Source organism: Paenibacillus sp. WC2504 (assembly GCF_052682475.1).
The window spans coordinates 3,218,312-3,234,032 of the sequence record NZ_JBQZFH010000001.1 but is presented as its reverse complement, the minus strand read 5'-3'; the positions used below and the strand labels follow the sequence as shown (position 1 = coordinate 3,234,032).

Below are 15,721 nucleotides of genomic sequence, written 5' to 3'. Positions count from 1 at the left end.
TTATTTATTTACTTTTACAACCTCGATATTCTCTTTGGAGGAACTCCCCACCACATATTCGGGCTGATTGTTGCTGTTCGTATTATTGCTCTGCGCCAGCCTGAGTGTCGTGCGGAAGTAATGACCGTTCTCGACAAGTAAATAGCTGTATGTATTGAGTTCAGGCAGTGCATCAATAATAATCGGGCTCGACATGTACGGTATCTTATCAATTTCATAATATCGGAAGCTCTCCACATAGTCTTTGAGTGCTTTAATTTTAATAGGGTCATTCTCACCTGTGACAGTAACACCTTCATTATACATATACGATGATTGCGGAGGCTCGCTCCCCCAAACCTTCTTCAATTCATCCTCTCCGACATAGATCTCTTCTGAATATTTCTCCTTCGCTTTGCGCAATCCGACTGTAGGCACACCCATTCGCTCCACATCCTTTAATCGATAGTACGTCATCTCTGTCGTGTTCGTGAGGATCGGATAAGTGGCACCTCGATAATCGAAGTACTGCACATAAGGGTATTGGAACACTATCTCTGTGTAATTGATATTATTCCCCTCTGTGGGTTGTCCGGGATTAATACGCGGGTTAATATAGATCGTTTTGGAACTCTCCTGCCAATTAACGACTGCCCCCAAATAATTTCCCAACTCTTTCACTGGCAAGTAGCTGCTATTGTTATAAATTAACGGCGGGTTCGCAAGCGTTACCTGCTGCCCGTTCACAACGATTTTGAAATCATTTCTTAAATACGCGTCAACACGTTGCAGCACATCTTGCGCATAGACGCCTGCCGTAAAGCATGTTCCCATCAAAGAGCCCAAAAGAGCGATTGCAGACCATTTCTTCATTCTCATATCCGAATTCTCCTGTCTTTAGCCATAGATTATTCCACATATTTCGGCAAACTCCTATATTTTCCTGCTTTTTTAGACAAATTGGGACCTTTTTCCTACTTGCATTCTACGAAACTCGTAAAACATTGCAGAGCGCACTCATTTAATTTAAAATAATTGAAAAACGCAAGTGAAATGAGGATCCTGACGATGAGCTTTACTGGATTTACACAACATGATTTTGATACATTTGCCATAGAAGGTCTGGATGGACGGATGGAAGCCATTCGCGAGCGCATTCAACCTAAATTTAAAGCGTTAGGCGATTCTTTGGCGCAGGATCTCTCGCTTTTGACCGGAACCGAAATGTTCTTACATATTGCCAAGCATCTAAGACGCAAAATTAACCCGCCTGTGGACACCTGGATGGCGGTCTGCCCAAACAAAAGAGGCTACAAGCAAGTTCCTCATTTCCAGGTCGGCCTGTTTGATGACCGCGTATTTATCTGGCTGGCACTCATTTATGAGCTGCCCAATAAAAGCAACATCGCTACCGCGTATATGAATCAGATCGATCGCATCCAAAAGGAAATTCCCGCCGATTTCGTCCTGTCCTTCGATCATATGAAAAAGGATGTCACACCGCTTGCTGAACTGGACCGCAGCGCTTGGAATGATGCTTTGATCCGATTCCGCGATGTCAAAAAAGTTGAGCTGCTGATCGGGAAAAACCTTCATTTCCAAGATCCTGTGCTGACCAAACCTGACGAACTTGAATCCCTGATTAAAGACACGTTCGAAAAGTTGGTTCCCTTATATCAACTCGCGGTTGACGCGAAATAACTCGAATTTTGGAATTTTTATGTAAAACTAAGGTTATTTTAAACTAAAATTAATCCCTCCTGCACAGACTATGTTCTGTAATTCCTATTATTTGGGAAAGGAGGCGTACACACATGAATCAGCATTATAGAAAAAAGCTTCTGGTGAGCACGATGGCCCTCTCGTTCGTCTTGGGAGCAGCTATGCTCCCTTCACTTTCTGCTTCGGCGCAAGCTCCTTCCGAGAACCAGCAGGAAATCGTCTCTCTGCAGCAAGCTGATGAGAAAGGGCACGGGCGCCATGACCGCAAATGGCCGATTATCGAGGAAGCCGCTCATGTCATTGGCGTTGACAAAGAAGTGCTCGTGAAATCGCTCAAGAGCGGCAAAAGCATCGTGGAGGCAGCCGCTGACAAAGGAATCAGCGAAGCCGACCTAACGGCAAAACTCGAGCAGCTCCGTGCCGGGAAGATCGAAGTTGCCGTGAAGGATGGCAAGCTTACTGCCGACCAAGGCGAGCATATGAAGCAAAAACTTGGCGAGCATTTGAAGTTCATCCTCAACGAGAAGAACCTGTTGGACAGCCATGGCAGAAGCAAGTGGCACCGCTTCGGATTGAAGCCCGACACGGAAAAGCTCGCCAAAACGCTCGGACTGAGCAAAGATGAACTGCATGCCCAGCTCCGCTCCGGCAAGTCGCTCGCCGAAATCGCTCAGTCCAAAGGCATTTCCAAGGACAAGCTCGTCGCGTCCATTAAAGATCAGCTCACCCCTTCGATTGAGAAATGGGTTGATCACAAAAAAGACATGAAAGCGAAGGAATAAGTAAATAAGAAAGACTGCTCACTGTCATCTTTGATGGCATTGGAGCAGTCTTATTTATTGTTGGATTCAATTTTTCCGTTGCGCAAAAACGGATTCCAAATCATTCAACTATACAACTCTTTGACGTCCTCCAAGTGCTCTTCTCAGGCATTTTTGTTTGAATACGATGGTCTTTGTGTCCCAGTGTTCGATCGGGTCCCCATGCCCTGAAATGCGGCGCTGATGCGCTGAGTAATATAGATGCTTCGCGGCGTTGGATGGGAGCACCTCTGGATGTACGGTTTATCGCTACGTAATGCTCAAGGCAGAATTTTTCATCCGCAAAGGGAACTGCTGGGCGCTAATCTGCCAAAATTGTAGAGGGAACGGCGCTATGGGCTATGGGGAACTACAGGCTCTTATTTGTCCTCCATGGTGTGATTTTCAGATGAAAATCGCCAAAATAAAGGACTAGAGTTCCCTTTTCATGGGAAATTATTTCTTTTCAGTGAAATAGCGGACTGTAGTCCCCACCCTCTCTCAAGCATCAAAAAAGCTGCACACCCGCCCTCTCTACCGAGATAGGCTAGTGTACAGCTTTTAATTTGTTCTACGCCGTTTGCTGTTGGACGCGCGTCTCGCGGTCAATCAGCACGAAGCGCTGCAGCAGCAGAATCGCCGCCAAGCAAAGCACGCCGCCGATAATAAACGGCAAGGAATGCGCGATGGCGAACACCGCTCCGCCAAGCAGCGGGCCGGCGATGCGGCCCAGGCTGTCCATGGAGGAGCTGAGGCCCGTCGCGACGCCTTGACCGACTTTCGTACGCTGTGTAATCAGCGACGTCACACAAGGGCGTATGAGCGCGTTCCCTGCGCCGAATACGGACAAGTAAATCGCAGCGGTGACTACGCTGCTGGAGTACAGCAGCAGGAAGAAGCCAGCTGCTGAGAGCAATAAGCCGATGCCGATCACCTTCTGCTCGGCACCCTGCTTGACCAGGCGGCGAACGACACCGCCTTGGATCAACGCGCCGACGATGCCGCTGGCAAGGAACATCATGCCGATATCAAATGGCGTTGCGCCGATTTTGTCCATTTGATAATACTGAAGTGTCGCTTCTAAGCCTGCTAGTGTAAACGAAACGAAAAAGGATAACACATACAGATACTTGGAAGCTCCGGAGAATGCGGTCCATCGGGAAGGTGCTTTCTCCTGCACCGAAGATCGCTTATTTGCCGGCAGCGATTCCGAAAGGATCGCAAAAGCAAACAGGAACGAGGCAAACGCCAGGATGGAAGCTGCGAAGAAAGGCACATAAGTCCCCCAGCGGCTTAAAATACCTCCAAGTGCCGGTCCGAAGATAAAACCTAAGCCGATCGACATGCCCACCATTCCCATGCCTTTCGTCCGATTCTCGGCCGTTGTAATGTCCGCCACGTAAGCAACAGCGCATGCTGTGGCAGCGCCTGAGAATAAGCCCCCCAAGATACGTGACACGTACATAACCCACAGATGCCCATTTGCAAATCCGAAAATCAAAAAGCTGATACTAAAACCTAGCAAGCCAATCAAGATGATAGGTCTGCGTCCAATGCGGTCCGACACCGCGCCCCATATCGGAGACATCAGAAAGGAAGCCGCAGAGTAGACCGATAGCAACAACGCGTTATGATACTCAGAGCCGGCTCCTTTGACAACTTCCGGCAGGATGGGAATGATAATGCCAAACCCTACGAAAATGGTCATCAACAACAACATGATGATTCCAATCTGTTTATTCATGATGCTTATGAGCCTCCAAACCAAACATTTTTCCTTATCGTACCATACCTTTTTTGGGGATGGAAATGAACATTTGAAGAACAAGTAACAGTACGAGGACTGAACCGCTCATCAAGAAAGGCGCATGATAGCCATATACATCCCAAAGCTTGCCGGAAACAATCGGGCCGACGATCATACCGAGCCCTTCAATTGTCAGGAAAAACCCCCATACAGCCCCTCTTTTCTCAGGCGGGATGGCCGAAGCAATCAATGCATTCCAGGAAGGTATGATAAACGCATAACCGATTCCAAGCAGGGCTACCAATACATACAGTATGGTCATAGACTTGGCATATGTAAACAGCAGCAGAGCTGCGGCGCTTATCGTAAAACCCGCTATCAAAAACGGACGTATGCCACGGCGATCCACCCATTTCCCCATCGGGACTAAACAAATGACCGTAACGGCTCCTCCGGCAATCAAAAACATGCTGTATTCGAAGGAGGAAAGTTTTAACACCTCTTTGGCATACAGGGTCAAAATCGGTGTCAATATACCGAGAGCAAACGTCTGCGCGAACATCGCGGGAAACATCAGCGGACTAACAGACATCGATCGCCTTACTTCACTCAGATAGACTGAAATCCGCTGAGCAAGCGGTGCTTTCTGAATTTTAGCGTGCGTCAAGGCCTTCTCCACTGCCACATCCGCTGTTGAACTTTTCCTGGGCAGCATTAGCGCTACCAGCACTACAACCGTCATGCAGCCAATTAATAAACGAAATGCCATGGTGTAACGATTTTCGCCTACAAAAAAGTTGATCGCCACCGGACCCAGTCCAACACCTGATAGCCATGCCATGTAAACGACGCTCATAATCGTCGCTTTGCCATCCTCTCCCGCCACTTCCGTCGTACCTGTAATAACGCAGGGCCACAGCGGGGCTGTACCAAAGCCAAGCAGCGCACAGCCGACTATCATCCATATATATTGGGACGTCGTCGCCATCAGGATTACGGAAATAAAGGTCAAGAGCACACCTGTGAGCATGGTCGTACGGTAACCGAGCTTATCAATGATCCAGCCAACCGGGGTGCGCAGCACATTATCGCCGATATATTGGGCCGCGAGCGTCCAACCGATGATAAACGCGGATGCGCCAAGCCCTGTTTTCATATATACCGGTAATATGGTAATGAGCAGGGCACCCTTCACAAATTCGACGATAAACATAATAATTAACAATTCGATCACAAATGGGGAAAACAGTTGGTTTTTCCGCCATTTTTGCATCAAAATCATGGGATTTCTCCTTATTTGGCCGTATTTTAACAAGTGTTGTTAGTTTTTCCCCAATTTGCACAAACTATTTTCAAAAAATTAGCTTGCATGAAATCTCTAGTTTGATATACTCATTTTGTTTGTTGCAACTTTCGACAAGCAATCCACGATAGAAGGGAAGCGATAATCAGGTGGATCATACCCGTACCCCCCTGTTCAATGCATTGCTCAAGCATGCTGAAAGAAATCCGATTCAATTTCACATTCCTGGCCACAAAAAAGGAGTCGGCATGGACCCGGAGTTTCGTTCCTTTATTGGAGACAACGCCCTGTCCATCGACCTCATCAATATAGCACCGCTGGATGATCTCCATCAACCGATGGGTGTCATTGAGGAAGCCCAGAAGCTGGCTGCGGACGCCTATGGCGCCGACCATACGTTTTTCTCCGTCCAAGGGACAAGCGGAGCCATCATGACGATGATCATGACAGTATGCTCCGAAGGCGATAAAATTATCGTCCCGCGAAACGTACATAAATCCGTTCTTGCCGCGATTATATTCGTTGGCGCTAAGCCGGTGTTTATCCAACCAGCTCGTGACAAAAACTTAGGAATCGACCACGGCATTCCGACTCGTTCGGTCCGTAGAGCGCTCGAGAAGCATCCCGATGCCAAAGCCGTCTTGGTCATCAACCCGACTTACTATGGTGTATGCACGAATTTAAAAGAGATCGTTGATCTGGTACACAGCTATAACATGCCTGTCCTTGTTGATGAAGCGCATGGCGTGCTCATTCACTTCCATGATAAACTGCCGATGTCCGCTATGGAAGCAGGCGCCGATATGGCAGCGACTAGCGTTCATAAGCTAGGCGGGTCCATGACGCAAAGCTCCGTCTTGAACGTAAAAGGAAATCGCGTAAATCCGAAGCGGATTCAAACGATTATCTCTATGCTTACGACGACTTCTACGTCCTATATCTTGCTAGCTTCGCTGGATACAGCCCGCAGGCACTTGGCTTTGAACGGATATGAAATGGCGGAACGTACAATTGCCCTTGCTCAGTATGCAAGAAAGCAAATTAATGAAATCGAGAACCTTTACTGTTTCGGGGAAGAAATTCTAGGCGAAGAAGCGACTTTCACCTATGATCCGACGAAAATATGTGTCCACGTGCGAAAGCTCGGCGTCACAGGCTTCGAAGTCGAGAACTGGCTGCGCGAGCACTACAACATCGAAGTCGAAATGAGCGATATGTACAACATTCTCTGCCTCATTACGCCGGGTGATACGCCAGAAAATATTGAGATTCTACTAGAAGCTCTGCGCAAACTCTCGCATATGAATGACGATGTTGTTGAGGTCAAAGAGGTTGTCATTAAAGTTCCTGCTATTCCTCAATTAACGTTGACACCTCGAGATGCTTTCTATGGTGAAACCGAAATTCTGCCGTTCAAAGATTCCGCCGACCGAATTATCGCTGAGTTCATCTATGTTTATCCACCGGGCATTCCGATTTTGCTTCCAGGTGAAGTCATCACACAAGAGCTTATTGATTACATCGTCGAGCATGTTGAGGTTGGACTTCCTGTCAAGGGCCCTGAGGACCGCAGCGTTCAAAATGTCAAAGTTATCGTTGAGACACAGGCGATATTCTAGGCTTTGAACTGACAGGAAGTTATTGTAAAACCGTTTACATGATGCTATGATGTTGGTGATGTTTAGCGAATGAGGTGAACAAGGAATGGCTCAAAGCGCTTATATTAAATTCGTAACAGGCTCCCAAGTACCCGCACTCACCTTGGATGAACTCAAGGACAGGCTTTTGCATTACCGTGAGCAGCTCAGTCTAACAGCCAAGCAGCTTGGCTGGGAATATGACGAGGCCGGATTCCCTTATACCATTGAGACGAAGCCGGAAGGCGAAGGCAAATGGTTCTATCTGAAAGGTATCAATCCTTTATACAAATATATCGTGATTGGTGTCGGCAGCGAGAGGGTTCAAGAGGAAGACCGGCATTATGTTCAAGTCGTATTGCCTGACGACGCCACACATGGCGACAAGAGCAAAGGCAATGAGTTCTGCAAATACCTTGGCAAACTGTTGAAAGCTGAACTTCATCTATTTAATGGCAGAATCATGTACTTCAATCCTCGAAAATGACATTTTACACGAACGGGGCTGTCCCAAATGGTTAATTCAAACCATTAGGACAGCCCCGTTTCATCTAAATAGTGAAAGGGCTGCCCTTCAGTAGATAACCCACTGACTGGACAGCCCTTTCTTATGTATAGCTCTTATTCTTCGCCTTCTTGAGCTACGATCTCATTGTAAATGGTCACTACGCGTTCCCATTCTTCTTCATCCTCAATGTTGACTAGGAATGCATCATCGCCATCTTCCTCAACACGGAAAATAACGCCGTCCGCTTCAGGATCATTGCGATCAAGCAATACCGCATAAGCTTGCTCTTGAGATTGGAAGGTATACACCATTACCATCTCATGCTCTTCACCGTTCTCGTCCGTTACGATAAAAACATCTTCCCCATGCTCGTGATCGTGGTCACAGTCCGGGCCGTGTACATGATCGTGCTTCTCATCGCTCACAGGCAGAACCTCATTTCGTCGAATAATTAGTTACGTAATTATCCTAACATTTTCATATTCAGAGGTCAAACCACTTTCTTGCGAGCTTATCCTATTCGGATTGAATCTGCTTCTCGGATACGATGGAATAATCGCTAGCGCCTGTCGCTTGCATCGCAAATTTCACAACATAAGTGCCTGCTTCGTCAAAAGAAACGCCATACAAAGGCACCTTCAACCAGAAAGACTCTTTGGAGTCCGTGATGGCTTTCACTACAGGTGTAACCACACTTTTGCCGCTTGGCGATACAATGGAAACTTTGACAGAAGAAATGCTTGTTTTCAAATTATCGACCTGTGCAAATACAATAAAATCCGCTTGCTTCCCGCGTTCAACGACGCCAAATGGAACGATGGCCGAATCTTTCCGCACTTCCGTTGTAAAGAACAAGTGCACGTTCGGTTTGTACAAATAGGCCGTCTTATTGGTGTTATCCCATTTCACCAGCGCTTGCAAGGCATCGCTAACCGCGCGTAAAGGTAAAACGGTGCTGCCATCAACGATAAGAGGCGGAACATCCGAATCCCCGAACTCCGATGTCGTATCATTAACGACCAGACGGGCAATGTTAAATCCCTTATAATCCCCCCATATCGACGAGGCCACCACTGCAGCCGTACTTAGAACAAAAAACACCAGCATCAACGTAAATATCCGCTGAACAACTTTCATTTTGAATAACCTCCAGCTCTCGTTAGTAAACTTTATGTCTGCATCTTTATACTCCGAAGGTTAAAAAGAGTTGCGATGATTTTATAATTTTGATAAAAATGATAGAACCCGTTGGTTGTACGCCTCTGGCTGCATGTGATAAGACCCGACATGCCCCGCTTTTTGTGTAAGCCACAGCTCAAAAACGTCCGGATGCCGACGCCACATCCCTTCACTATTTGACCATGGAATCGCATCGTCATCTTTACTATGGATAAAAAGGATCGGCCTCGGATAAATCTGATCCACTGCTGCAAGCGCGTCTACATGACGGGGATTAATCCCTATCAGCCTTGGCAAAATGCCCAAAATCAAAGGCGTGAACGGAAACCTGGGCAGTTTCGACCAGACCGGCAAGTTATCTCGCAAGTAAGGGCTTAGCTGGCTAAAAGCACTATCGGTAATGACTCCCGCAACAGAGGATTCTTCCGCTGCAGCTAAAAGTGACGTGCTTCCTCCCATCGAGAAGCCCAACAAGCAAATTTTACTAGGGACATGCTCCTGCACCCACTGAATTGCACCCAACAAATCTTGCTTCTCCAAATAGCCGACGGTCGTCAAACTGCCTTCAGAATTGCCCGAATTGCGAAAATCAAACATAAGCACATGATAACCGTCATCAACGATCGCCTTCGCTAAAGCAAGCGCCGGCAATCCTTTTTCCAAGCGTGTGCCCGCATACCCGTGTGACATAATGACTGTCGTTGCCAATTCCCCTTGGGGTGCGGAAGACGATTTAAAAAACCATCCATCCAGTGCAACATCCTGCGATTGGCTCGGAAATGTAATATCCTGCTTCTGCAACCCATATTGTTCAGGGAACTCATCGACGATTTTGCGTTTCGGATGTGTTAATTGCCAGCCTACATAGGTCGAAATGCCCACCAAAATCAAGCCAATCGTCGCGATCAACGCTCCAATTACATACCAAATCATCCCAATATCATCACCTTAAATGAAATAAACTTATGTATACATCGTGCTTTAAGCTTATACGCCATACATATAATGGTTGAAATCGAACAACCTCCCATGCTACATTAGAAAAAGATGTTTTTTGTCGAAAAATGGGGGCGGCTGAATGAGTTTGCAAATTCAAATGTTGGGAACCGGCAGTGCTTTTGCCAAAACATTTTATAATACAAGCGCATTAATCCGTTCAAACGAAAGAAATATACTCATCGACTGTGGCTCAACAACGCCAAGATCGCTTTACGACATACAGCTACAGCCCGATCAAATCGATGGCATCGTAATTTCACACATTCATGCCGATCACGTTGGCGGATTGGAAGAAATGGCTTTCCGCTTATTATATGAAAGCAATCAGAAGAAAACAAAGCTCTACCTGACGAAAGCTATCGCAGATATTTTATGGGAGAACACTTTGAAAGGCGGCATGTATAATCCGGAAGACGGCTACCATTCCCTCGAGGATTATTTTGACGTCATTATGATTGAGGAACAAGTGCCTGTTGTCATAGGCCCTGGTTTAACCATTGAACTTGTGCCCACACTTCATATTTCCAGCAAACCCAGCTACTCGCTGTTTATTAATGACCGAATCTTCTATAGTGCGGATGTCCGCTTCAGTGAAGATCTGCTTATTCACGAGGTCGCCGCCAAAAGAAACTGCCATACAATCTTTCATGATTGTCAATTAAGCGGCCAAGGATTCATCCATGCTACGCTTGACGAATTGCTTACGTTACCTGAACATATTCAGCAGAGGATCTATCTCATGCATTATGCTGACAATATGAGCGATTTCATTGGCAAAACCGGCCATATGCGGTTTGTCACCCAGCACGAAATTATTGATCTTCCAGAATAATTATCAACATGGAACCTTAGGAATTCAACCCCTTGAAGGTTCTTTTTTCGCGAAAATCCGTGTTTATTTCCTATTCTTTTTACCTGAAAGCAGGATTTGGGTAAACAGACAGAGAACATGTCACAAGAGTGGTTATTCTGGACATCGTAACTTGCAGGAGATGATACTTTGATAATCAATTGGATTCTTTTTGCTTACGCATTTGTTTTTATGCTATATACGACAGTTCTCCACACTTCCATTAACACTCCTTTACAGATCCTTCTCGTGTTACTTTACTTGATAAGCTTCCGCTTTCCATTAAAACATGCAGGAATGCCCTGGCTTCGCCTACTGATCATTGGCTTCTTACATTACATAGGTCATTTAAACTTGATCCTCCCTCTATACATACTAACGCTGCTTTACGATATTTATACAGAAGAAAATCGCAAAAAATCGTGCGTGCTGTCCGCCTCCTACGCGCTTATTTTTTTAGGCAATGTTTATCTCATTAAAGGGCTATATGACTTACTATGGATTTATGGGATTGAATGCTTGCTGCATTTCACAACAGTTGCATTGCTTACGAAAGCAACCTATTCCACGCTCAAACAAGCTGATCTGTTGAAAAAGGAACGTTACTTATTTACGCAGCAAGATTCGCTAACAGGCCTATACAACTATGAAGAGTCCCATCGCCGGCTTGAGCAGCTCATTCGTCAGAAACAGGGTTTGGTCCTGATTCTAATTGACTGTACGGATTTAAAATCGATGAATACGACCCGCGGCTTTCAGGCTGGAAACTTTATTCTGAAGCAGATGGCAGAGCTCCTCCAAATCTTGTTTAAAGATGCGCTCTTTATCGCGAGATACGGCGGTGATGAATTCGCGGTAGTTATGCCGCTAGTCGCAGACCAATCAGCCACCTCCTCTTTGAAACTAAAACTAGATTCCGAACTGCCTAAACTGACAGGTATCCAAATTACATACGGGATTGCATCCTACCCGCTAGACGGCTTGACGAAAGATGATCTGATCTTATTAGCTGAGAATAACTTATTTACGAAGAAACGGGAGTCGTGGCTCAAACGTGAAGAGCATATGCTTCGATCCGATAAGCTAAGGGTTATCGGCGAATTGGCTTCTGGTATGGCTCACGAAATACGGAACCCGCTTACAACAGTCAAAGGATTTCTACAAATTTCCAAAGCAAACGGTTACAATATAGAAAATTGGTACAGCTTGATTATGGAAGAAATTGATCGCATGAGTGATTTAACCGGTGAATTCCTGCAATTCTCCAAGCCTCATAGCATCGATTTTCGCGTCTATTCCTTGCACGAGTGCGTGCTCAGGGTCATCGCGCTGATGGAGTCGGAAGCAACCCGTTTCGGCCATCAAATTCACTACAAAGAAGCGACAGAGCCCGTCCTTGTCTTAATGGATCAAGATAAAATGATTCAATTGCTTCTCAATCTCGTAAAAAATGCCTGCGAAGCCATGGAGGAAAACGGTGTCGTCCACATGCAATTAACGTCTGATACCAAAAGCGTGACTGTCGTCATTGCCGATAATGGTCCTGGGATTCCAAACGAACAGTTAGAGAAGATTTTCCATCCTTTCTTCACGACAAAAGAGTCCGGCACAGGACTTGGTTTATCGATCTGCTACAAAATCGTGCAAGATCACCAGGGAACGCTGGAGGTGGAAAGCGAGCTTGGAACCGGCACACGATTCATCATCACTTTCCCATTAGCGCAATAACATCGTCATAGCAAAAAAAGCCGCTGTAGTTACAGCGGCTTTTTCATTCTTACGTGCAGAATGCCTGCGTCGTAGAATGGTTCTGTCGAGATGACATGATAACCCAGTTGACTATAAAAGCCCTCAGCCTGGCACTGCGCATCCAAAATAGATGACGTGCAGTTCAATTCGCGCGCCTGCTGCTCCATAGCCAGAATAATTTGCTTGCCAAGGGATTGGCCTCTATATTCTTTCAAAACAGCTACGCGCTGCAATTTGGCGGTTTGGGGCTGGTATTCATACCAACGGGCTGCGGCTACCGGTTGTTCGCCGTCTAGAATAAGAAAATGATGGCAGGCTTCCGGCGATTCATCCTTTTCGTCCATCTCCAAATGTTCAGGCACTTGCTGCTCGTCTACAAATACTTTGAAACGAACCTTAAAGCAATCTTTCAGTTGATCATGACTAGTAACGCGAATGATTTCCATGTGGACTTTCTTCCTTTCAATGAATATTCCTTGATCTTATCTCATTCAAGAAAGGATGTCCACACGCGTCAAAGCCTACCTTTTTTTCTCCAACAAATAGCTGGAAGCCCCGATGGCTACCCCCAAAATCGCACCGCCCAAAACTTCCCGCGGCAAATGCCCCAATCTCTCCTTCAAAGCTTTCCGTCTGCGAACATGATATAAGCCCGGATGCTGCTTAGCTAACCGCTCTACCTGCACATCAATTTCATTCACTTCTACGGCAATCTCCCCAGCAGCATGGCGAACTCCCATGGCGTCGTACATGACTACAGCGCCAAACACCGAGGTAATAGCAAAATCAATGGCGGAAATCCCTCTTCTCATAGCGATATAAGTAGCTAAAGCCGACACACCCGCGGAGTGTGAACTAGGCATTCCACCGGTTTGAATGAGTTGCGACCAATCCCACTTCTTCGTTGTCATATAAGTAAGAGGCATTTTTATCGCCTGTGCAGTACCGATTCCTAGCAATGCTGTTATAAGCGCTCTATTCATTCTGCTCACCTCTCTTTTAGCATCCAACACAGGTTTAGATTCTATTCGTAAATTTTGATACAATAGGAGTGTTAGCTTACGAAGAAAGTTTTCCTGCGAAAAACTCCAAGCCTTTGCTAGCGACGTCAGTTTTCTTATGAAAACTCTAAGGAGTGTGAATGATGAATATTGCTTTTTTCCTTTTACCGAAATCCGAAGTTATTACAACAACATTACAAACAACGCTTCGTCAAACACTTGAGCGTATGGAATATCACCGTTATACCGCGGTACCGATATTATCCGACGATGGTCATTATGTAGGGACCGTCACCGAAGGCGATTTGCTATGGTTTTTGAAAAATTCGGAAGGCGTATCGTTTGAGAATGCCCACCGACATTTACTGTCTGAGGTTCCGCTGCGCGTGCAAAATAAACCGGTTCATATCCATGCGGACATGGTGGATCTCATTGATTTAGCCAAAGTGCAAAACTTCGTGCCGATTGTTGATGATTCCGATAAATTCATCGGCATTGTGCGAAGAAGCGAAATCATTGAATATTGCGCAAAGCAAGTTGTGTTCAAATCCCCCTCCGCTGCAGGAGAGAGATAGTCACAGCACTCCGGTCTTGTCCTTTTTCAATCCTCATCCATTTTATCCAAAATCGCGACACGGTGGTCTGTTGGTCCACGCAATGGAATCTCGGAAGTACGGGTCCGTTCCTCCCAGGAACGGATTACCCGCTTCCCCCGACTGCCACGTCTCATTACGAATTTCCTCCCCTTTCGTTTTCATATTTCCCAAGCACAAACGCTCCTCACGAGAAAGAACAGCTCCCCCACTGCAATTTCAAGTTTATCTTCTTCATTTCCTGAATAAGCCAGTTTCCCTTAACCCTTGGATAGGGTCAGCCTTCCAGAGACAGACTAAGAGGAAAACTTTGCTTGGAAAGGAAGGGTATCCTTGAATTCAATGAGCCAGAACAAGCAATGGCTGCTAGATAAACTAGGTCCTTCCGACGATTTGGAGCATCGTAAGATGCAATCCAATCATATTCAGGCCGAAATTTTATTTATTACTAATATTTGTGACAGCAGCTTGATCCGGGATGAAATCATTCAACCCTTCTTCCAAATGAAACAGGAAGCTGAGTATGAAAATTATTTACTCTCTTTTCCAGGCTGCAATCGACCCGCTTCCAATGTTGATGCATTGAACAAAATTACTTCGGGCCATGTCGCCATTATGCTCAGAGAGCGCATACTGCTCTTCAATGCCGCACAAATAAAAGCCGCCGCTCTAAGCGATGCTCAAGTGGAAGCAACGATTCAAGGACCGCAAACGGGCTTTAGCGAGCACATTGATACAAATATCAACCTGATCCGCTTTCGCTATCAGAACAACTCCTTGCGCGTGGAGTGCCTGGAGCTCGGACGATTGTCCAAATCCAGGCTGTGCATCATGTACGATGAATTGCAAGTCGACCATCAGGTACTTGACCAAGTAAGAAGAACGATTGATGAGATTAAAGTTGACACTTTGCAATCGACAAGCGAGCTTACCCAACTTTTGAACAAACAAAAGTTTTCGATCTTTCCCACCTTCCTGACGACAGAACGTCCTGACAGAACCATTCTTAATCTCTCTCAGGGAAAAATAATCTTAATGCTCGAAGGAACGCCATTCGTTCTGATTCTGCCTGTCGTATTTTATGATTTCTACTCGGCGATGGATGATAACTATCAGCTTTCTTTAGTTAGTTATTTTCTGCTTATCTTACGCTACATTGCCTTGTTCCTAAGTTTGATATTACCTGCAGCCTATGTCGCGCTAACTGCCTATAATCCGGAAATATTCCGGGTCCAGGTTGCGTTATCCATTGCCGGAAGCCGGGCTTCTGTACCTTATCCGGCGTATGTCGAAGTCTTGCTCATGCTGATCCTGATGGAGTTACTATTGGAAGCAAGCATCCGTTTGCCGAAATCCGTAGGTTCCACAGCGACTACCGTTGGCGGATTAATTCTGGGGCAAGCCGCTACTTCCGCAGGTTTAATCAGCAACATCATGATCATTATCGTGTCAACGGTAGCGATCTCCAACTTTGTCGTTCCCATCAATTCGATGAGCTTCGCCATGAGAATCATGAAATATCCACTTGTCCTGCTCGCATCCTTTTTAGGCATCACTGGCGTCGTACTTGGACTCATTGGCATGACAGCCTATTTGTCAAATTTAAGAAGCTTTGGCGTTCCTTATTTACGCTTATTTTTCTACCGAAAATAAA

At 46.0% G+C, this 15,721-nt stretch carries 17 protein-coding genes; 8 read left to right on the top strand and 9 right to left on the bottom strand.

All coding sequences use genetic code 11. The features are described from left to right. Positions 1-858 (bottom strand): stalk domain-containing protein, encoded by an 858-nt coding sequence (locus ACUN27_RS14175; protein WP_445559065.1) that lies wholly within the window; start codon positions 856-858, stop codon positions 1-3. Between the two features lie 189 nt (positions 859-1,047). Here ACUN27_RS14175 and ACUN27_RS14170 point away from each other — a divergent pair, with 189 nt between their 5' ends. Together ACUN27_RS14170 and ACUN27_RS14165 are read left to right on the top strand one after the other, a co-directional pair. Next, positions 1,048-1,680 carry a YktB family protein gene (locus ACUN27_RS14170; RefSeq protein WP_315951321.1) on the top strand — a complete coding sequence of 211 codons (633 nt, stop codon included), beginning with the start codon at positions 1,048-1,050 and terminating at the stop codon, positions 1,678-1,680. 113 nt (positions 1,681-1,793) lie between these two features. Beyond that, the gene (locus tag ACUN27_RS14165; protein WP_326062155.1) at positions 1,794-2,483 is read left to right on the top strand and encodes a hypothetical protein; all 690 of its coding nucleotides are present in this window, start codon (positions 1,794-1,796) and stop codon (positions 2,481-2,483) included. A gap of 589 nt (positions 2,484-3,072) precedes the next feature. Here the strand turns inward: ACUN27_RS14165 and ACUN27_RS14160 are convergent. Further along, the gene (locus tag ACUN27_RS14160; RefSeq protein WP_445559064.1) at positions 3,073-4,245 is read right to left on the bottom strand and encodes an MFS transporter; all 1,173 of its coding nucleotides are present in this window, start codon (positions 4,243-4,245) and stop codon (positions 3,073-3,075) included. Between the two features lie 34 nt (positions 4,246-4,279). Continuing rightward, positions 4,280-5,530: an MFS transporter gene (locus ACUN27_RS14155; RefSeq protein ID WP_315951323.1), complete on the bottom strand. Its 1,251-nt coding sequence runs from the start codon at positions 5,528-5,530 to the stop codon at positions 4,280-4,282. A 170-nt stretch (positions 5,531-5,700) separates the two neighbouring features. Here ACUN27_RS14155 and ACUN27_RS14150 point away from each other — a divergent pair, with 170 nt between their 5' ends. Together ACUN27_RS14150 and ACUN27_RS14145 are read left to right on the top strand one after the other, a co-directional pair. Further along, entirely contained in the window at positions 5,701-7,170 is a 1,470-nt protein-coding gene (locus ACUN27_RS14150; protein WP_315951324.1) for an aminotransferase class I/II-fold pyridoxal phosphate-dependent enzyme, read from the top strand. 85 nt (positions 7,171-7,255) lie between these two features. After that, complete coding sequence (locus ACUN27_RS14145; RefSeq protein WP_315951325.1) at positions 7,256-7,675, top strand: DUF1885 family protein; 420 nt, start codon at positions 7,256-7,258, stop codon at positions 7,673-7,675. Between the two features lie 134 nt (positions 7,676-7,809). On the opposite strand, the gene ACUN27_RS14140 is transcribed toward ACUN27_RS14145, so the two are convergent. From ACUN27_RS14140 to ACUN27_RS14130, 3 genes are all read right to left on the bottom strand, one after another. Then, on the bottom strand, positions 7,810-8,121 hold the full coding sequence (locus tag ACUN27_RS14140; protein ID WP_127452090.1) for a DUF1292 domain-containing protein: 312 nt from the start codon (positions 8,119-8,121) through the stop codon (positions 7,810-7,812). A gap of 91 nt (positions 8,122-8,212) precedes the next feature. Beyond that, entirely contained in the window at positions 8,213-8,833 is a 621-nt protein-coding gene (locus tag ACUN27_RS14135; RefSeq protein ID WP_445559063.1) for a stalk domain-containing protein, read from the bottom strand. An 81-nt stretch (positions 8,834-8,914) separates the two neighbouring features. Next, entirely contained in the window at positions 8,915-9,808 is an 894-nt protein-coding gene (locus ACUN27_RS14130; RefSeq protein WP_445559062.1) for an alpha/beta hydrolase, read from the bottom strand. A gap of 145 nt (positions 9,809-9,953) precedes the next feature. Here ACUN27_RS14130 and ACUN27_RS14125 point away from each other — a divergent pair, with 145 nt between their 5' ends. Together ACUN27_RS14125 and ACUN27_RS14120 are read left to right on the top strand one after the other, a co-directional pair. Next, positions 9,954-10,706, top strand: coding sequence for an MBL fold metallo-hydrolase (locus ACUN27_RS14125; RefSeq protein WP_445559061.1), 753 nt, complete (start codon positions 9,954-9,956; stop codon positions 10,704-10,706). Between the two features lie 444 nt (positions 10,707-11,150). Next, positions 11,151-12,452, top strand: a complete 1,302-nt coding sequence (locus ACUN27_RS14120; protein ID WP_445559060.1) for an ATP-binding protein — start codon at positions 11,151-11,153, stop codon at positions 12,450-12,452. Positions 12,453-12,481: 29 nt separating this feature from the next. Here the strand turns inward: ACUN27_RS14120 and ACUN27_RS14115 are convergent, their stop codons facing one another. Together ACUN27_RS14115 and ACUN27_RS14110 are read right to left on the bottom strand one after the other, a co-directional pair. Then, complete coding sequence (locus tag ACUN27_RS14115; protein ID WP_315951335.1) at positions 12,482-12,919, bottom strand: GNAT family N-acetyltransferase; 438 nt, start codon at positions 12,917-12,919, stop codon at positions 12,482-12,484. 75 nt (positions 12,920-12,994) lie between these two features. Beyond that, complete coding sequence (locus ACUN27_RS14110; protein WP_315951337.1) at positions 12,995-13,456, bottom strand: divergent PAP2 family protein; 462 nt, start codon at positions 13,454-13,456, stop codon at positions 12,995-12,997. A gap of 161 nt (positions 13,457-13,617) precedes the next feature. On the opposite strand from ACUN27_RS14110, the gene ACUN27_RS14105 reads away from it, so the two are divergent. Beyond that, the gene (locus tag ACUN27_RS14105; RefSeq protein WP_161405984.1) at positions 13,618-14,049 is read left to right on the top strand and encodes a CBS domain-containing protein; all 432 of its coding nucleotides are present in this window, start codon (positions 13,618-13,620) and stop codon (positions 14,047-14,049) included. 26 nt (positions 14,050-14,075) lie between these two features. Here ACUN27_RS14105 and ACUN27_RS14100 read toward each other — a convergent pair whose 3' ends face one another. After that, positions 14,076-14,204, bottom strand: a complete 129-nt coding sequence (locus ACUN27_RS14100) for a hypothetical protein (protein ID WP_315951339.1) — start codon at positions 14,202-14,204, stop codon at positions 14,076-14,078. Between the two features lie 205 nt (positions 14,205-14,409). Here ACUN27_RS14100 and ACUN27_RS14095 point away from each other — a divergent pair, with 205 nt between their 5' ends. Next, positions 14,410-15,720 carry a spore germination protein gene (locus ACUN27_RS14095; RefSeq protein WP_445559059.1) on the top strand — a complete coding sequence of 437 codons (1,311 nt, stop codon included), beginning with the start codon at positions 14,410-14,412 and terminating at the stop codon, positions 15,718-15,720. Position 15,721: the final 1 nt, after the last annotated feature.